The 17,636-nt window shown below is 53.0% G+C and carries 20 protein-coding genes and 3 pseudogenes; 16 read left to right on the forward strand and 7 right to left on the reverse strand.

The annotated features are described in order from the left end of the window. Positions 1 to 2: 2 nt before the first annotated feature. Together GA0061070_RS14920 and GA0061070_RS14925 are read right to left on the reverse strand one after the other, a co-directional pair. Entirely contained in the window at positions 3 to 1,181 is a 1,179-nt protein-coding gene (locus GA0061070_RS14920) for a M20 aminoacylase family protein (RefSeq protein WP_090136859.1), read from the reverse strand. A 110-nt stretch (positions 1,182 to 1,291) separates the two neighbouring features. Further along, positions 1,292 to 1,993 carry a GntR family transcriptional regulator gene (locus GA0061070_RS14925; RefSeq protein ID WP_090136860.1) on the reverse strand — a complete coding sequence of 234 codons (702 nt, stop codon included), beginning with the start codon at positions 1,991 to 1,993 and terminating at the stop codon, positions 1,292 to 1,294. Positions 1,994 to 2,538: 545 nt separating this feature from the next. Between GA0061070_RS14925 and GA0061070_RS14930 the strand changes: the two genes are divergently transcribed. Genes GA0061070_RS14930 through GA0061070_RS14955 form a run of 6 tightly spaced genes read left to right on the forward strand, consistent with a single transcriptional unit; the run spans position 2,539 to position 7,856 of the window. Beyond that, positions 2,539 to 3,666, forward strand: coding sequence for an ABC transporter substrate-binding protein (locus GA0061070_RS14930; RefSeq protein ID WP_090136861.1), 1,128 nt, complete (start codon positions 2,539 to 2,541; stop codon positions 3,664 to 3,666). A 48-nt stretch (positions 3,667 to 3,714) separates the two neighbouring features. Beyond that, positions 3,715 to 4,608, forward strand: a complete 894-nt coding sequence (locus GA0061070_RS14935; RefSeq protein WP_090136862.1) for a branched-chain amino acid ABC transporter permease — start codon at positions 3,715 to 3,717, stop codon at positions 4,606 to 4,608. Beyond that, entirely contained in the window at positions 4,601 to 5,488 is an 888-nt protein-coding gene (locus GA0061070_RS14940) for a branched-chain amino acid ABC transporter permease (protein ID WP_090136863.1), read from the forward strand. The genes GA0061070_RS14935 and GA0061070_RS14940 overlap by 8 nt, the downstream gene beginning before the upstream one ends. Then, on the forward strand, positions 5,485 to 6,264 hold the full coding sequence (locus GA0061070_RS14945) for an ABC transporter ATP-binding protein (protein ID WP_090136864.1): 780 nt from the start codon (positions 5,485 to 5,487) through the stop codon (positions 6,262 to 6,264). Before GA0061070_RS14940 ends, GA0061070_RS14945 begins: the two co-directional genes overlap by 4 nt. Beyond that, positions 6,261 to 6,980, forward strand: a complete 720-nt coding sequence (locus GA0061070_RS14950; RefSeq protein WP_090136865.1) for an ABC transporter ATP-binding protein — start codon at positions 6,261 to 6,263, stop codon at positions 6,978 to 6,980. The genes GA0061070_RS14945 and GA0061070_RS14950 overlap by 4 nt, the downstream gene beginning before the upstream one ends. 33 nt (positions 6,981 to 7,013) lie before the next feature. After that, positions 7,014 to 7,856 (forward strand): VOC family protein, encoded by an 843-nt coding sequence (locus GA0061070_RS14955; RefSeq protein ID WP_090136866.1) that lies wholly within the window; start codon positions 7,014 to 7,016, stop codon positions 7,854 to 7,856. Positions 7,857 to 8,015: 159 nt separating this feature from the next. Here the strand turns inward: GA0061070_RS14955 and GA0061070_RS14960 are convergent, their stop codons facing one another. Continuing rightward, entirely contained in the window at positions 8,016 to 8,255 is a 240-nt protein-coding gene (locus GA0061070_RS14960; RefSeq protein ID WP_090136867.1) for a DinI family protein, read from the reverse strand. 353 nt (positions 8,256 to 8,608) lie between these two features. On the opposite strand from GA0061070_RS14960, the gene leuE reads away from it, so the two are divergent. Both leuE and GA0061070_RS14975 read left to right on the forward strand, forming a co-directional pair. Continuing rightward, positions 8,609 to 9,247, forward strand: a complete 639-nt coding sequence (gene leuE, locus GA0061070_RS14970) for a leucine efflux protein LeuE (RefSeq protein WP_090136869.1) — start codon at positions 8,609 to 8,611, stop codon at positions 9,245 to 9,247. Between the two features lie 559 nt (positions 9,248 to 9,806). After that, complete coding sequence (locus tag GA0061070_RS14975) at positions 9,807 to 10,061, forward strand: hypothetical protein (protein ID WP_090136870.1); 255 nt, start codon at positions 9,807 to 9,809, stop codon at positions 10,059 to 10,061. Positions 10,062 to 10,235: 174 nt separating this feature from the next. Here the strand turns inward: GA0061070_RS14975 and GA0061070_RS14980 are convergent, their stop codons facing one another. Next, complete coding sequence (locus GA0061070_RS14980; RefSeq protein WP_425256059.1) at positions 10,236 to 10,538, reverse strand: hypothetical protein; 303 nt, start codon at positions 10,536 to 10,538, stop codon at positions 10,236 to 10,238. A gap of 637 nt (positions 10,539 to 11,175) precedes the next feature. Between GA0061070_RS14980 and GA0061070_RS14985 the strand changes: the two genes are divergently transcribed. Both GA0061070_RS14985 and GA0061070_RS14990 read left to right on the forward strand, forming a co-directional pair. Next, positions 11,176 to 11,421, forward strand: coding sequence for a putative hemolysin (locus GA0061070_RS14985; protein ID WP_090136871.1), 246 nt, complete (start codon positions 11,176 to 11,178; stop codon positions 11,419 to 11,421). Positions 11,422 to 11,496: 75 nt separating this feature from the next. Beyond that, on the forward strand, positions 11,497 to 11,802 hold the full coding sequence (locus GA0061070_RS14990; protein WP_090136872.1) for a hypothetical protein: 306 nt from the start codon (positions 11,497 to 11,499) through the stop codon (positions 11,800 to 11,802). On the opposite strand, the gene GA0061070_RS14995 is transcribed toward GA0061070_RS14990, so the two are convergent. Continuing rightward, the gene (locus GA0061070_RS14995; RefSeq protein WP_090136873.1) at positions 11,799 to 12,146 is read right to left on the reverse strand and encodes a DUF488 domain-containing protein; all 348 of its coding nucleotides are present in this window, start codon (positions 12,144 to 12,146) and stop codon (positions 11,799 to 11,801) included. The genes GA0061070_RS14990 and GA0061070_RS14995 overlap by 4 nt on opposite strands. A gap of 239 nt (positions 12,147 to 12,385) precedes the next feature. Between GA0061070_RS14995 and GA0061070_RS15000 the strand changes: the two genes are divergently transcribed. The 6 genes and pseudogenes from GA0061070_RS15000 (at position 12,386) to GA0061070_RS15025 (ending at position 17,013) form a co-directional block, all read left to right on the forward strand. After that, positions 12,386 to 13,093: a CTP synthase C-terminal region-related (seleno)protein gene (locus GA0061070_RS15000; RefSeq protein ID WP_090136874.1), complete on the forward strand. Its 708-nt coding sequence runs from the start codon at positions 12,386 to 12,388 to the stop codon at positions 13,091 to 13,093. 134 nt (positions 13,094 to 13,227) lie between these two features. Further along, positions 13,228 to 13,725 (forward strand): annotated as a pseudogene (locus GA0061070_RS15005) (helix-turn-helix domain-containing protein); the annotation flags it as partial. Between the two features lie 203 nt (positions 13,726 to 13,928). After that, positions 13,929 to 14,750, forward strand: coding sequence for an ABC transporter substrate-binding protein (locus tag GA0061070_RS15010; RefSeq protein WP_090136875.1), 822 nt, complete (start codon positions 13,929 to 13,931; stop codon positions 14,748 to 14,750). Between the two features lies 1 nt (position 14,751). After that, entirely contained in the window at positions 14,752 to 15,573 is an 822-nt protein-coding gene (locus GA0061070_RS15015; RefSeq protein ID WP_090136876.1) for an amino acid ABC transporter ATP-binding protein, read from the forward strand. Further along, entirely contained in the window at positions 15,573 to 16,331 is a 759-nt protein-coding gene (locus GA0061070_RS15020; protein ID WP_090136877.1) for an amino acid ABC transporter permease, read from the forward strand. The genes GA0061070_RS15015 and GA0061070_RS15020 overlap by 1 nt, the downstream gene beginning before the upstream one ends. Further along, entirely contained in the window at positions 16,321 to 17,013 is a 693-nt protein-coding gene (locus GA0061070_RS15025) for an amino acid ABC transporter permease (RefSeq protein WP_090136878.1), read from the forward strand. Before GA0061070_RS15020 ends, GA0061070_RS15025 begins: the two co-directional genes overlap by 11 nt. Here the strand turns inward: GA0061070_RS15025 and GA0061070_RS15030 are convergent. Further along, positions 16,996 to 17,295: pseudogene (locus GA0061070_RS15030) on the reverse strand (DUF441 domain-containing protein); the annotation flags it as partial. The gene GA0061070_RS15025 and the pseudogene GA0061070_RS15030 overlap by 18 nt on opposite strands. Before the next feature lie 13 nt (positions 17,296 to 17,308). Beyond that, positions 17,309 to 17,636: pseudogene (locus GA0061070_RS15035) on the reverse strand (IS4 family transposase); the annotation flags it as partial.

A 17,636-nucleotide genomic window follows, 5' to 3' on the forward strand; every position in this document is an offset into this window, starting at 1 on the left:
AGTTAATCCTCGGAAATAACGGAAACAGGGCTCAATGAACTCTCCACCAGCGATACCCACAAACCGATGCCAGGCGCGATAAGCTGGTCATTAAAATCGTAATATGGGTTATGTAATGCCGGGCCAGGCGTGGGGCCATCGGCCCCCAGCCACAGATAAGCGCCCGGACAGGCTTCCAGAAAATAGGCGAAATCTTCTGCCGCCATTGATGGCGATAACTGTGTGTGGACCTGCGTGATCCCGGGGACGTGGTGGGCGGCATCTGCCAGAATTTTCGCCTGTTGCTCATGGTTAACAGTTACCGGGTACCCGTATTCCCAGCGAATGCTGCCGCTGACGCCAAACGGCCCGGTGAGCTGTTCAACATACTCCGCCATCAGGGTCTGGCAACGCGCTCGGGCGGCCTGGCTCAGACAACGCAGTGTACCGGACAATAGCATTGTCTGCGGGACGACATTTATTGCTTCTCCGGCCTGCAGTTGCGTCACGCTGATCACGGCGCTGTCCAGCGGAGAGAGGCGGCGCGTCGTGATTGTTTGCAACGCGGTAATCAGGTGTGCACCGGCCAGCACCGGGTCGGCACCTTTTTCCGGCATCGCCGCATGGCATCCCACGCCAGTCAGCGTGATAAAAAAATTGTCCTGCGAAGCCATCATTGGGCCTGCGCTAACGGCCACTTCCCCCACTGGCAGCCCCGGCCAGTTGTGCAGCGCATAAACCGCAGAAACGGGAAAGCGCGTAAAGATCCCTTCTTCCACCATCAAACGCCCGCCGCCGGCATTCTCTTCCGCAGGTTGAAAGATAAAGTACACCGTACCGTTAAATGCTCTGGTCTGGCTGAGATAGCGCGCCGCACCCAGTAGAATGGCGGTATGCCCGTCATGTCCACAGGCGTGCATCGTGCCGGGCGATGCTGAGTACCAGGCAACAACGTTGTTTTCCTGGATGGGTAATGCATCAATATCCGCGCGAAGGGCTATTGCCGGCCCCTCGCCATTGCGAAGAACACCAATCACGCCAGTGCCCGCAATGCCGGTATGTACTTCAAGATCATATTCGCGCAGCAGGCTGCTGATTTTTGCGGAAGTATGAAACTCTTGTAGGCCAATCTCCGGGTGCGCGTGGATCTCACGTCGCCAGATAATCGCCTGTTGAATAATCTCTTCGGGAATTTGGGGCATATTTCCTCTGCATTTTCCCGGCGCAATGCCGTAGCATGACGCTGTGAATGGATTACCGGAACGCGTAATGCCCTCTGGTAGATCGTTTTGACCTTAACGAAAAGATCGGTTCAGGGCTTGCCAAAATAGATCCTGGCAAGTCCTTCTTTTGTCACTTCGACCGCATGCCCGGCACTCAATGAAATATGCTGCTCAATCAGCACCACGCCTTTTTCTATATCCCGCTGACGTAATGCCGCGATAATTTCGACATGTTCGTCATAGGCATTGTTCCTGCGCACGGGCGTTTCGAGATCGATACGCCGGAAAAAACGGCTGAGCGAATTCAGGCTATCGAGCATTTCATAGAGCCGACTGTTATGGGAAATACGGGCTATTTCCATGTGGAAACGCTCATCGATTTCTGCGATCTTCGCCCAGTCCTGTTCGGTTTGCGCCGGGCGATGCTGGCTCACTTCCTCCCAGATAGCCGTGGTCGCAGCGATCTCTTCATCTGTTGCCCGCAGGCAGGCGAAACGAAAGGTTGATTGCTCTATCACCATTCGCACTTCATACAGCTCGCGGACACCTTCCGGCGTCAGGTCACGAGAGTAAAAACCCCGGTTGGGTACAAAGTTCATAAAGCCGTCTTTTGCCAGTCGGTTCAGCGCTTCCCGCACCGGGGTGCGCGAGACGCCCAACTGTGCCGCAAGCTCAACTTCATTCACCCGTTCGCCGGGACGAAAGTGGTAATCAATCGCCAGGCCTTTCACTTTTTCGTAGACCTTTTCCACGCTGTCAGCGCTACGGGATTTCTTTTTAATGGCAACCACATTATCCCCTTAATTTACCGCACACCTGCCACGAAATAAAAATGCTGTGTGGGTTATTTCACGTAATATTTTTATTGATAGCACAGCGAAAAAAACAACTCAACACAAAAGTGAATACACTTGCATGTTATTTTAAACTAATTGATTTATAAGTAGTTTTAATATTATTTATTGTCTTGAAATTTTTACGCACCATTTTACGGCAACGTTGCACCAAAATGACACAATGTGTATTCACTTTTGCACGCAGACGATTTTATAAACCACGATGAAAAAGGAAAATGAAAGTTTCGTTGTGCGATCTTAAATATTACCGATTCCATTGTATTTATTCACGAATTTGCCTTTGTCGTCCCTGAAATAAGCAGTTGATGTCGGGAACGTCCTGTTCCCTGGCATCGTCTTTGCTTAATGCACAAGTGTATGCACTTATATATTCACTTTAGTGCGCACTTATTCGGCATTACCAGGCAGGCTTGTGCACGTTTGCGCAGGCGACAAAACACCGGCCTCAGAAGCCGGTCACAGCAAACCGGAGAACCAGCATGAAAAATCGTTTTGGGCAGGGCATGACGTTGTCAACACTGGCAGGTATGGCGTTGTTAGGTCTGGCGCACACGGCGCAAGCCGATGTGAATATTGGTGCAATTTTACCCTTAACTGGCACCAGCGCCAGCATTGGTGAAGATCAACGGCGTGGTATTGAACTGGCGGTTGAACAGGTAAATGCCCAGGGCGGCGTTAATGGTCAGCCATTACATGTGATCGTGGAAGATTCCGCCGAAAGCCCGGTAACAGGCCTGAACGCCGTACGTAAGTTAACTCAGGTTAACCATGTACCTTTAGTGGTGGGCAGTTTTTCCTCCAGCGTCACTATTCCGGTTGGGCAATATCTGGTGAAGAACAATCTGTTGCACATCAATATTTCCGGCACCAGCACTGATATCCGCAAAATTGGCGCTACCTCCTGGAGTGTTATTGGCCTGGATTCCCTTTCCGCGAGCTTCTCAGCAGAAGATGTGCGCCAGCTTGGTTACAGCAAAGTGGCCTTTATCGCCCCGGATGGTGCTTATGGTCAGGGAATGGCGGAACAGTTCACCAAAGCGTTTGAAAAAGCGGGTGGCAAAGTGGTCGCCAAAGTGCTCTATACCAGCGGTCAGCCTTCTTATCGCCGCGAGTTGGAGCAAATCTCCCGCGCTCATCCACAAGCCTATGTTTATACCAGTTACGGGCAGGACGCCATTGTGCTGAACCGTGAGGCCTGGGAACTGGGGCTGAATAAAACACCCTGGTATGGCATGTATTTAACCATGGCCATTGAAGGTTCCCCGGCGCAGTACACGAACGGGCAGGTTGGTATGGAAGTCGCGGGTATTGACCAGAAAGCGGCGAGCGGTAACGGCGCAAATTATGCTGAGCTGTACCAGAAAAAATTCCATGAGAAGCCTCGCTCCGTGTACGGCAGCTATGCCTGGGATAGCGTGATGCTGGCGGCGGCAGCGATTGATAAAGCGCACAGTGCCGATCCGGCAGCCATGATCGCGGCAATGAAAACCGTTGCGCCTGGCTTTACGGGCATTACCGGCACATTAAATCTGGATGCCGATAACCAGCGTCAATCTCAGCCATACCTGAAAGTGAAAGCGTTTAATGGCGAACCGGTTCCCCGGTAACGAGCCGTTTTATCTTGCCAGTTCATGCTACATCATCGGGGAAAAACCATGCTGCAGTTTTTGATTGATACATTGATTCGCACTGCGGATTTGTCGCAGGTCGCGCTGGGATTAAGCCTGGTATACGGGCTGGTACGGTTCGCCAACATCGCCCATATGCAATATGCCATGGTCGGTTCATTTATTACCGCAGCCGGGCTTCGTCTTGGCATGCCGTTGTCTCTGGCAATCGTGTTTTCGGCAATGGTCTGCGGCATGCTGTCCATGATGTTGCATCACTGGGTGTACCAGCCGCTGCTGAAAAGCGGCACCGCTAACGCCATGATTGGCTCACTGGCGGTATCGATGGTGCTCATTGCACTGGTTCTTGGGGTTGAGGGATCGGCCCCGGTGAATTATTCCCTGCCAGTTAGCGCACTGTTGCAGGCTGGTGACACGCGTATCTCCTCCGACGAGCTCTGGAGTCTTGGCATCACGATTTCGCTGGTGGTGATGTTCAGCCTGCTGCTATTTCGCACGCCGCAAGGCCGCGCTATCCGTGCGCTGGCCAGTAACCGGGATCTGGCGGCAGCCTCCGGGTTAAATGCCAGCGCCATTATCCACTCCGTCAATCTGGTTGCCGGAATGTTGGCTGCCGTGGGCGGCAGCATGCTGGCAATGAACGCCAGCGCATGGGTTAACCAGGGCAATGATCTGATGTTGCCGGTACTCGCTGCCGCCATTCTCGGCGGGCTGGGAAACCCAATGGGCGCCATTTTTGGCGCACTCCTTATCGCAGCAACCGAAACCCTCGTTACCAACATCGACTGGAGCTGGCTGTTCGGCGGCGACTTATTGTTTATCCCGGTGACCTGGGTAAATGCCTCATCTTTTGTAATTCTGCTGCTGGCGTTGTTACTGCGTCCGTATGGCCTGTTTAACCGGGAGATCCGCCGTGTCTGAGTTTTTACTGCATATTCTTTGCCTTGCCGGGATATATGCCATCGTCGCGCTTGCCCTGAATTTACAGGCAGGTTACGCCGGTTTGTTGAATTTCGGTCATATCGTGTTTGTCGGAACCGGCGCTTATGCCATAGGTCTGGGAAGCAATTTGGGGTTACCGCTGTGGCTGGTGATCCCGGCCGGGTTACTGTGTGCCATTGCTATCAGCGCGCTGATGACGTTGCTGGGCCGCCAGCTCACGGCGGATTACTGGGGCATTGCCACGCTGGCGCTGGCTGAAATCATCCGTATTGCGGTCGTCAATGAAGATCGTCTGACGGGCGGCGCGCAGGGAATTGGCGGGCTGTCCGCGCCCTGGTCAACCGGTGATATCGTCACCGATACGCGTATCTTCGCAGTCATTATCCTGCTCAGCGTGATCGTCGCCACGCTCGCCAGCCTGCGGATCGGCGCCAGCCGGTTTGGCCGGGCGCTGCGGCTGATGCGCGAGCAACCTCAATTAGCGATCTGCATGGGCTATGCGCTGCCGTGGCTGAAATGCCGGGCGTTAATGAGTAGCGCGGTAATGTGTTGTCTGGCTGGCATGTTACTGGCCTGGTACACCGACTATGTCAGCCCGGATTATTTGCTCTCGTCGGAAACCTTTCTTATCTGGAGCATGGTGATGATCGGCGGTATTGGCAATGTGCGCGGTGTGCTGTTGGGCGTATTGCTGGTGGAAGGGCTGTATAACTTTATCCCCTTCGCAAAAGACTATTTCCATATCAGTTCCGATCTGGCTGGCGCTTTGCGCCTGGGATTGGTTGGTCTGGCTTTATTACTGTGTCTGCTCACCCGGCCTGGCGGCCTGTTACCGGAAAAATTAAGGACTTTATCATGAGCCGTTTGCTTGAAGTGGCTGACGTCAGCAAAGCCTTTGGCGGCAACCAGGTACTAACATCCGTGTCATTTACGCTGGAGAAGGGCGAAATCCTTGGCCTGCTTGGGCCGAATGGTTCCGGTAAAAGCACGCTGCTCAATACCATTTCCGGGTTTACCCGACCGGATGGCGGCAGCATTACATTTGATGGTCGCTCCATTGCTAGTCAGCCCAGCCACCGGATCATCCAGGCAGGCATTGCGCGTACCTTCCAGCTTCCCGTCATGCCGGAAAAGATGAGCGTTATGGAAGTCGTGATGACGGCGGGTACTCGTCAGCACGGGTTATTCAACGGCCTGCTGGGGCTGGCCTCCGGGCGTAAAGCCGAACAGGAAGACAGAGCCCGCGCCCGCGAATTACTGGATATATTATTGTTAACCAAAGTTAAAGACTTGCCTGCTGCGGCGCTTTCCGGAGGACAGAAAAAATTACTGGGCATTGCCTGTGCACTGATGGGCAAACCGACGCTTCTGATGCTGGATGAGCCCATGGCCGGCGTGCACCCAAAATTACGCCAGGAGCTGGTCGAAACGCTGGTCAACCTGAGCCATCAGGGCATTTCACTTTTGGTCATTGAACACGATATGCACTTTATCAACACCTTGTGCCAGCGCTGCATTGTGCTGGATCGCGGGCAGATTGTCGCCAGTTGCCGCCCGGACGAGTTGGCGCAGAACCAACAGGTGCTGGAGGCTTACCTGGGGCACAGCACCGCAACATTGCAGGAGGCCGTATGATTACCCTTGAAAACGTGGTCGCCGGTTATACCCCTGGGATTGATATTCTGCATGGTATTTCATTGCACGTTGAACAGGCGGAAATTGTGACGCTGCTGGGACCAAATGGCTGCGGCAAGTCCACCTTGCTGAAATCGATTGCCGGTTTTGTCTCCCCGCGTCAAGGGCGGGTCGAAATTGATGGACGGGAAACGGCAAAAATTCCGGTACACCGGAAAATCCGTGAATGTGCACTCGGTTTTGTCCCACAACTGGACAACGTCTTCAACAATCTGACCGTGGCAGAAAATCTGCAAACCGGGGGACAGTTTTTACCGCCCGGACAGCGTAAGCAGCGGATGGCGCAACTGGCGGAACATTACCCGGTGTTACATAAAAAGTGGCAATCACCCGCGTCCGCGCTTTCTGGCGGTGAGAGACAAATTCTCGCGCTGGCCAGGGCTCTGATGCCTGAACCTGCGGTACTGCTGCTTGATGAACCGTCGGCCGGGCTATCGCCGAAAATGCTGACGGAAGTGTTTAGCGCCATACAAACCATCCGCCGCCAGGAAAAAGTGACCATTTTGATGGTTGAGCAGAATGCCATGGAGGCACTGCACATTTCCGACCGGGCTTATGTACTGGCGCTGGGAAAAGTGGCGATGGAGGGCAGCGCGCGGGATCTGCTGGACGACCCCCGTATGCGCGAGCTCTATTTTGGCGGTCGTGCCGCCTGACAGGATCAATAAAAAGAACAGAAGGAATACGCCATGCCGATTACACCGGTTATCGATCACGCGGTAATTAATGTCGATGAAGAACTGGATCAGGCGCAATGCCTGTTCCAGCGGATGGGGTTTCAGCTCAGCACGCGGGGACACCATTCGATGGGCTCCAGCAACCATCTGGCCATATTTGCCGATAACTATCTGGAACTTTTAGGTTATGAGCCTGCCAGGCAGACAGACTCGCGAGGTTTATGGAACGTTGCGCCAGGCCTTGCCGGGCTGGTCTGGAAAACCGGGGATGCGCATGCGGTATGGCGGCATCTCCAGCAATGCCAACTCGATGGCGAACCTCCAACCCACTTCTTCCGCCCGGTGATACTGCCGGACGGCAGTCAGACTGAAGCCCGATTCTGTATCTCGCGGATCCGCGCCAGCGCCGTGGCATACGGTTTCAGTTTTTTCTGCGAACATCAGACGCCGCAAGCCATTTGGCAGCCCGCCTGGCAAGTACATCCTAATGGCGTGCAGGCACTGTCCGCGTTCGTTATTGCTTCGCCTCAGCCTGAACAGACACTGGCGCTGTATCGCCAGTTATTCAGTATAGAGGCTCGTGCGGAGGACAACGGTGGCTATGTGCTTGATTCAGGGAGCTGTTGCCTGCGTATTATCACGCATCAACAGGCAAGCCTGGAGTTCGCGCTACCGCCTGTCGCTGCGCAGGCACCGGCGAAAATGGTGGCGCTCTGTTTTCAGGTGGCGTCACTGGAGCGGCTCAGACGCTGCCTTAACCAGGGCGATATTCAGTGGCGCGAGCAGGGCCATCAGGTGCTGGTGATGCAGCAGCAGGCACACTGGCTGGCGATGCGTTTTGAGGAAAAAGAGTAGAAGGGGAACGCAGGAAGAGACTCCAGGATGTGAAAGGAATCTTTGCTGACGGTTTCTCCTGGTGTACTTCAGGCATAACATTTCAGCCCGGCTGCACTTTCTGGCAGCCGGCATATTTCGGCGCAAACTTCAGAGGGTGTCATCCACGGTGGCGCTGCCTTACTGCGCCACCAGCCACATATCAGCTTCTTCAAACATTTCCTCGAGCATCCGGTTCAGCTTTTCCCTGTCGTTTTTACTGGCATCGCTGTTCAGCCCGTTGGCCTGCATGGGTTTTACCCGGACATCGGCATCAGGAAACAGACGATGAACACGCCGGGTAAGTTCATCCAGGATGATTTCCCTGGCACCGGGAAGCCCTTCAACATTGCGTTTGTCATAGACCAGTTCAACGAACATTAACCATTCCTGTGTGTGAATTAAAAGCGCACTATTTATACTGTATAAAACACCAGTAATCAACAATGAAAATGAAAGGGGATGGGCTGAAGGTATTTTGTGCGATGACAATAGGTTGTTTCGTACTATTTTGGCGCGCGAAGTGGGTGAAAGACTAACGGATGCCAGATGATTCAGGGTGACTATTTTCCCCGACTGATGTTTCCTGAAGATGTTCCCGAGTGGTATTTAACGACCTTCCCAGGGCTTATCGCCCACGAGGAGCATCGTAACGCTTTCGTTTCTGCGGCGCCCCTTGTAGCATATGTCACGAATTTTATTGTGGTTGTAGCGTTAGCTCTAAGGAAGTGAGTGTGTTTGCGGAATTTGGTGTTATCAGTTACTGGACTTATTTTATCGGCGCGATTTTTATCATTCTGGTGCCCGGGCCGAACACCTTTTTTGTGCTGAAAACCAGTATCGCTGGCGGATTACGCAACGGTTATACCGCTGCGGCAGGTGTTTTTATTGGTGATGCTGTGCTGATGTTTCTCGCATATGCTGGTGTCGCCACGCTGATTAAAACAACACCGGTATTGTTCAATATCGTGCGTTATCTCGGCGCGATTTATTTGCTCTGGCTTGGCGGCAAAATGCTCTACAGTACCTTTGTGCAGCCTGTGCACCCGCAAAATGATGACGATGCACACAAAGGCGATATTTTAAAACGCTCGTTGGTGCTGAGCCTGACTAACCCGAAAGCGATTCTGTTTTATGTTTCGTTCTTTGTGCAGTTTATCGATATCCATTATGCGCGGCCCGGTGTGTCATTTTTTATTCTCGCCAGCACGCTGGAAATAATCAGCTTCTGCTATTTCAGCTTCCTGATTGTGACAGGCTCGTATGTGACGCAATGGGTGAAGACAAAAAAACGCTTAACCCGTCTGGGAAATTCGCTGATTGGTTTAATTTTTGTCGGTTTCGCTGCCCGTCTGGCAACGTTGCAATCCTGAAGAAGTATTGTAGAAATAAAAGTCACGCCAGCATTGAACTGACCCCGTCGTGAGGACAGAAACTGTCTACCGGGACGTGGTCACTCCCTTTTCCTGTTGCTTATGTACTGACAAAATAGTGCATAAAATAATTTCGGTTTAGTCATTATCTTTTTTCAGGGATAAAAGATAATTTCACTTACGGAGCTAAAAAGCGCACGGCAGTAAATTAACTGTATATACCCCAAATAATTCGGGAGTAAATCCCGATAAGCTTACTCAGCTAAGTAATTCGGATGAGTGAACATAACCAACACACCGCAACTTGAAGTATGACGGGTATATTTATATTTCAGTATAACCACACATAGTATAGATATTTTTATTATTGTTGAAGCTGCAAGGGGAATTGCAGGGGAATATTTCCGCTGAAACTACAGATCCACCTAAAAGAGTTGTGGCCGGGATCATAAACCTGTTGCTACGCTGTACTGAGAAGTGCCAAATACGCGCCAGATCGTTTTCTGTCGGGCTGGATTCAGCTACTCTGAAACTCTCTTACTGCGAAAGGATTGTTCTTATGAAAGGTACTGTCGTCCACCACGAACACCGCATTGGCTTTCTTGTGATTCGCGATGATAAAGGCGAGTTTGCCATCGCAGAGCTGCTGGGAAAATATGATGTTGAGATGGGAGATATCGTTTCAGGAAACCTACACACCAATGGTAATGAGACGCTGCTTAATCAGACACAGAATGAAGCGATGGAGGTCTGTGTGAAAGGTTATGGATTATCTGAACAGGATGCCATTAGCATGCTTCTGCGTACGCACTGAATTAATTTACTGTTTTTTATGCGATATATTTTGGTTCCGGCAAATTAATTGCAGAGAAAAAGAGTACCTGTTTTCAGGTGCTGGTTGAAGTTGGGGAAGGGCAATAAAAAGCGGCAGTTTCGACACCAAAACTGCCAGCGAATGTTTTTTTGAGATTGTTAAAGCGTATATCCGTCACTTGCGCACTTTATAGCCTGTTACCGGATTCAGAGCTAACGCAAATTTTTCTGTGGGAAGATTAATGAATTTGATGATCATCGGCGCTGCGCTTCGTGTACTGTCGGGCAGCCAGTCCGGGATCTCGTCGGGTGACAGCGGACGTGAAAATAGATATCCCTGCGCAACATCGCAGTCATACTCTTCCAGAATGCGTGCGGTTTCGAGGTCCTCAATCCCCTCGGCCAGCACCACTTTCTGCGGGAAAAATTTAACGTAGCCCGTATGCAGCGTCAGGTTGATGTCGATATCACCAGCCACTTTCGCCTGCGTGCAGGGTAAACGTTCTGCCCGTTTCGCAAGCGCCTGCCCAAATAAATGAGACTGTAGAAATCTGTGCAGATGACGCCATCATTCGTTTGGTTGAGTTCTGCGCTGAAATAGCAATGTGTCTGGAATTACCACCAGCCCAATTGCGTTCCGGCCACGACGACAATTGCCACAATCAGCATAATGATGGTTGTCTTTCTCACGAAAACTCCTTCACCGGCGATATTCGCCAGAAATGAATTGTATAAGAGATAGAGGAAAATCAGATTTTTCTCAAGCTATCCATAGGGGTAAATAAGCTTAATCGAGACGAGTAACGTTTTTTTCTTTATTTTTTACCCGATACCTCATCCCGCGCGTATTGCGCGACATTAAATCATGAAAGCAGGGTATTTGATATATCGCGGCGCGGGAGCAACTGAAATTTACAGGAGAAAATAAAAAAAGCCCCGTTGATAAAGACGGGGCAAAAACTCATTGATTACGGAATGATGTTCTCTTGGTCATGGGTGAGAACAAGGCTCACTCTAATGGTCAAAAGTGCAGTAAGAATGAAGAAATCATGGAGATAGCTCCGGCTTGAGGTTATGCTGAATAGCGATTTCGCTTGAGCCTAAGGAAAAAAATGATGCGCTATGTTTTATGGGGTATGCCGTTTTTAGTGGTCGCTTGTTCCGCACCAAAACCCGATGCGCCATTGCCGCCGCAGATCGGCAAAGCCAATCCGGCGGCGGTGTACTGCCAGCAAAAGGGAGGGCAGCGGGTGCCGGTTCAGAGTCCGCAGGGTGTGCGCACCGAGTGTAAATTGCCGAATGGTGAGGTGATCAATGAATGGGCGTTATGGCGTCGTGATCATCCGCAATCCGGATCGTGACAGTAGCGGGTAGCCCAGGGTAAACTTCGCTTTCAGATTAATCTCACTTTACTGTTGCGAGAGTACCAAAGAAGTATGTTTCAGCTACGAGCGGGCAGCCAGGCCTTAGTGATTGGCGCCCAGACTGCCAATGGCCGTTGCAATATTGGTAAAGCCGTTGAATTGTTCGGCCTGTGCCAGCCGGGAGAACGTTTTTTAAACCCGGTTAATGGCGTAATAACCGAGATGCCGCGTAACACCGGCCGGGCTTTGTGGCTGGTCACCGGAAATGTCACCGCTTTCGATGGTCAGCAGGGCTTCGCTTTTATCCGGGCTGAGCATCTGATGCCACTGCAACCCGACAGCGAACCGCAGGATCTGCGCGAGCGGGTTATCGACTAAGTTAACGAGCGTAGCCATTCAGCCAGCACGATGGCATGATTCTGCGCCCCGTTTTTCGCCGCGTATAACAGTGTAACGGTACCCTTTTTACCCCGCGCCGCGAGCTGTTCGCCTGCCGTTTTTTGTGCATCCAGTTCTTGTCGGTAGGCTTCGCTGAAGCTGGCGAAATCGAGCAACTCCCCGTGAAAGGCTTTGCGCAGCTCCGTTGATGGTGCCAGCGTTTTGTTCCATTCATCAAAATGCAGATCGGCTTTTTTTATGCCGCGCGGCCAGAGCCGGTCGACCAGTACCCGGTAACCATCGTCTTTGCTGACGGTGTCATAAACACGTTTACAGTGGATCATTGCTTCTCCCTCTCTTCAACCGAGGCTATTAATGCCGGTAATTGTTGCGCACTTTAAAACCCATCAGGCAGGCGCTGCTGCCCGGGTGACTCCTGATAATTTGTTCTTGCACAACAGATTATTTCATTCTTCGCCGTGATACATGATCTCAATTTTAAGGTGTTGTGATTCCAGTAAAAGACAGCTAATGTGATGTTCCTTATGTTATTCGTTATTTGCCCCGGCATAAGGACACATTCATGCACCACATCCCTCCGAAAAAAACACTGCGTATCGCACTGGTCGGCGATTACAGCCATGACATTGTTGCGCATCAGGCGATTCCGCTGGCGATTGATGACGCCGCTGCCGTACTGGACATTACCGCTGATTACGACTGGTTACCGACCAGCGAAATTAACAGCGCCGAAGATCTGGTCGGTTACGATGCCATCTGGGTGGTGCCGGGAAGCCCCTATAAAAATGCCCGTGGCGCGTTTATCGCTATTCAGTATGCGCGAGAAAATGCTGTGCCGTTCCTCGGTACCTGCGGCGGTTTTCAGCATGCACTGATCGAATATGCCCGCAATGTGCTGGGCTGGAGCGACGCTGCACATGCCGAAACGGAAACCGAAGGGCGCATGGTGATCTCCGCGCTGACCTGCGCGCTGGTGGATCAAACCGGTACCATCGAACTGCGGCCGAATACGCTGATTGCCCGCGCGTATGGCCGAGATGTGGTGGAAGAGGCGTACCGTTGCAGTTTTGGCGTTTCGGCAGAGTTTGCCCGCGAACTGGAGAACGGCGATCTGCGTGTGACCGGTTGGGATGAAGAGGGTGAAATCCGCGCCGTGGAACTGGTGACGCACCCGTTCTTTGTCGCCACGCTGTTCCAGCATGAACGCGCCGCGCTGGCTGGACGACCCTCTCCGCTGGTGCAGGCGATGTTGCGCGCTGCCTGCGAATAAGTCGCTTTGCACTTCTTACACGCCATCCGGTATGCGTCCGGATGGCGCTGTTTAGCGGGCAATAATTTCCTGATCGCGGCCTGCGAATGCGCCGCACACTGCCATCACCACGCCAGCACGGTACATATCAGCAGATGCCAGAGCATTGCTGTACGCTGAAGATCTCGCCGCTGGTGCGCGAGCTGATTATGGCGCTTGCCGCACGAACGCCATTGCAGCGACGCCAGCCAGCTACGCAGCGGCTGATACAAGTGCTGTTTGATGAATTGCCGGATCAACCGCAGATGCAGTTGCAGCTTCCTGTTTCCGCGCATCCGAAGATCCGCCAGATGGTCGATCATATGGAGGCCAGCCTGGCTGAGCGACAAACATTGGTGCAGTGGGCACAGGTGTTCGCCATGAGCGAGCGTAACCTGGCGCGGCTGGTGGTCCGGGAGACGGGCCTCAGTTTTCGCCGCTGGCGACATCAGATGCAATTGATCCTTGCCCTGCAACTGCTGATTAGCGGCCAATCCGTACAGCAAGCCGCCCAGACACTGGGGTACGACTCAACCACGACATTTATTACCATGTTCAAAAAAGGGCCTGGTCAGACACCGGGCCGTTATCTGTCCGCACTCGGCACAGAGTAATATTTTCTGCTCTCTTTTCCCTTACATTTATAGGGACTTAATGGGATATTCTGTGGGGTAATAACGAATAAGGGATTTATATGGCGCATCTGTTTTTAATAAAATTTTCAGATAATCAATGCACTTTTTGATATTTGTCTGATGAATGGTGTTATGTGACTTTAGCGCTGAAATCACCACAATAACAGGGCATAAGGATAAGCATGGCAACCACATTACACACAAAAATTACCGCGCTCAGCGCGCTGGCACTCCTTTCCGCACTCTCATTTTCTGCGCATGCCGACAAACTGGCGGATATCAAAGCCGCTGGTGTCGTCAAAGTGGCGACCTTCGATGCTAATCCGCCGTTTGGCGCGATTGATCCAAAATCGCACAATATCGTCGGTTATGACGTTGATTTTGCTAAGGCGCTGGCGAAAAGCCTCGGGGTAAAACTGGAGCTGGTTGCGACCAATCCGGCGAACCGCATTCCACTGTTGCAATCCGGCAAGGTGGATTTGATTGTTGCGGATATCACCATCACCCCGGAACGTGCGCAGGTGATTGACTTCTCTACACCATACTTTGTTACCGGTCAGCAGTTTCTCGTACCGGCAACGGCTGCCGATAAGCTGGATGCCTACAGCAAAGCGCGTATCGGCGCAGTGAAAGGCACCACTGGTGAGCAGGCGCTGCATCAGCGTTTCCCGCAATCCCGCGTGCTGGCCTATGACGATATCCCACTGGCGTTGACCGCGTTGCGTAATGGCAACGTACAGGCGATTACGCAAGACAGCACTATTCTGGCCGGGTTACTGGCAGAAGCGCCGGACAAAGACAAGTTCAAAATCCTGCCGGATTTACTGTCGAAAGAGGAGATTGGCGTTGGCGTTGGTAAAGGTGAAACCGCGCTGCTGAAAGCGGTGAATGATGAACTGGTGAACCTTGAGAAGCGCGGCGACGCGGCAAAAATCTACGATACCTGGTTTGGCCCACAAACCAAAACACCGGCTCCACGCAGCTTTAAAATAGAAGCGAAGTAATATGCTGTCAGGTCTGTTTTCCACCTCTGTGGCTTTTGCCACAGAGGTGTTTCCCGTGAGAAAAGGAACGGTGGCATTTCGTGGCGTCACGAAACGCTATGGCGATAATGTTGTACTTAATGGCATTGATTTACAGGTCGCTGCTGGTGAAGTGTTGGCCGTCTGCGGCCCCTCTGGCTCCGGTAAATCCACCCTGATCCGCCTGATCAACCAACTTGAAACCCTAAGCAGCGGCGAGATTGAGGTTGATGGCCAACCGACCAGCACACTCTCCGGGCGCTCGCTGCGTGAACTGCGTCGCCATGTCGGTTTTGTCTTTCAGCAATTCAATCTCTATGCGCACCTTAATGCGCTGGACAATATCACGCTGGCGCTGCGGCACATTCACGGTAAAAGTGCCGATGATGCGCAGGCTATCGCGCTGGCGTTACTGGCGCGGGTGGGATTGCAGGACAAAGCGCATCACTTTCCTTCGCAACTCTCCGGTGGGCAGCAGCAGCGGGTGGCGATAGCCCGCACGCTGGCGGCCGATCCGCACATTATTCTGTTTGATGAACCGACCTCTGCGCTGGATCCGGAGATGATTGGTGAAGTGTTGCAGGTGATGAAATCGCTGGCGCACAGCGGCATCACGCTGATTGTTGTCACCCACGAGATGCAGTTTGCCCGTGAAATCGCCGATCGGGTGATCTTTATCGACGGCGGCGAGATCCTGGAACAGGCGGCACCGGAGCAGTTCTTCTCCGCGCCACAACACCCGCGTGCGCAGCGCTTTTTGCAAAAAGTGCTCAACCCACTGCACGCAGATAACAAGGAGTTGTGATGGCGCTGCATCTCGACTGGGCGGGCGTGCTGACCGGGCAGCCCGCGCAATGGATCGTCTCCGGTTTTCTCACCACCATTTGGGTAACTATTGCCGGTATGCTGCTGGCGACGACTCTGACGGTGCTGCTGCTGGCGCTACGGTTGACCGGCGGCAAAGTGGGGCGCAGCGTGGTGGCGGTGTGGGTTTCACTGTTTCGCAACACGCCTTTGCTGGTGCAGTTGCTGTTCTGGTATTTCGCCGCCTGGGACCTGTTGCCGCTGAATTTTCGCCAGTATGTCAATGACGACCATGCATTCAGCATTCTGCCGGGCAATGTCTGGTGGTTTACCCCGGAATTCCTCTCCTCCGCCTGGGCGTTAGGGTTGTTTACCGCCGCATTTCTGGTGGAAGAGATTCAGGCCGGGCTGTACGCGGTACCACGCGGGCAAATTGAAGCCGCCGAGTCGCAGGGGTTCAGCCCGTTGGCATTGTTTCGCTGGGTGCTGTTGCCGCAGGGATTGCGCAATGCCTGGCAACCGGTGGTTGGGCAATATCTTAACCTGATGAAACTCTCCTCGCTGGCCACCGGGATTGGCCTTGGCGAGCTGACCTACCAAACCCGGCAGATCGAAAGTTACAACGCGCATGCGTTAGAAGCGTTTGCCATTGGCAGCATGCTCTATTTACTGCTGGGACTGGTGATGAGCGTGCTGTTCAATGTGCCGCATAGCTGGCAGATTTTACGCCGCGCAGCAGGAAGGCAGCATGATCGCTAACGTTACCGTTATCATCGATAACCTCGATTATCTGTTATGGGGGCGGGCCGCCCAGGGCGAGCCGGGCGGGGTATTGCTCTCGCTGCTGATGACCCTGGGCGCGGCGGCGCTGGCCTTTCCCGGCGGCGTGCTGCTGGCCTGTTGCGCCTGGCGTTTTCGCGGCTGGCCGCGCAGGGTGCTGTTTCTGTGGGCGGAACTGATTCGCGGCATTCCGCTGATCTTCGTGATTTTCTGGTTGTGGTTTTTACTGCCGTGGCTGACGGGAACCGATCTGCCCGGTGCGGTGACTGTGACGCTGGCGCTGGCGTGGTTTACTTCGGCATCGGTAATGTATTCGACGCTGGCGGCATTGGGCGCGTTGCCAGACGGCCAGCTCGAAGCGGCGCTGAGCGGCGGGTTTAGCAGTGTGCAAACCTTGCGCCTGGTGCTGCTGCCACAGGCGTTACGCAACGCGCTGCCCTCATATCTGGGGTTGCTGGTCTCACTGTTGAAGGACACCTCGTTGGCGTTTATCGTCAACGTGCCGGAACTGACCACCGTGGCCGGGCAGGTGAATAACCGGGTACAGGTCTACCCTGTGGCGCTGTTTATCTTTACCGGCCTGGTCTACTACCTGCTGTGTAGTGCGCTGGAGTTTGCCGTCAAACGCCACCAGCGCCGTTATTCATTGCCGGCCAATTAACAGCGACACCAGTCCGGCAGCAATCAGTGGCCCGACCGGAACGCCCCGGAACAGGGCCACGCCCAGTACGGTACCTACCAGCAACCCTGCTACCAGCGATGGCTGCGTACTCATTAATGTCACGCCTCGCCCACCGAGCCAGGAGACAAATATGCCCACTGCAATGGCGACCAGCGACTTCCAGTTAACGAAGGAGTGTAGCAGGGTGGACGGCGGCAGCGAGCCGCTGGCAATCGGCGCCATCACGCCTATCGTCAGAATAATAATCCCCACCGTCAGTCCTAATGCCAGTCAGTTAAGCAACTGACTGGCTCTTTTTCGGGGCTGTGGGGTATTTCCAGGGCCTCTCCTTTACCACTCTCGGGAAGGCCCTTTCCCTTCTTGTCGGTAATTTCACAAGTTGTCCCATACTTGCAAGATCGCGCATCAGCTCCGGTATACGTCCCGGTGATGCGCCCTGCAATGTCATCAGCATTCTCATCACCATTCCGCATGATTCTGAGAAACTCAGTTGATTCGGCCAGTAACCTTTCAGATGTTCCGCCATTTTAATCATCTGATATCTCACCAGATTATAAGCCAGTAAGACACCCCACAGCTCTTGCTCCACAAGCTCCGGCTTT

It is taken from the genome of Kosakonia oryziphila (genome assembly GCF_900094795.1).
GTDB lineage: Bacteria > Pseudomonadota > Gammaproteobacteria > Enterobacterales > Enterobacteriaceae > Kosakonia > Kosakonia oryziphila.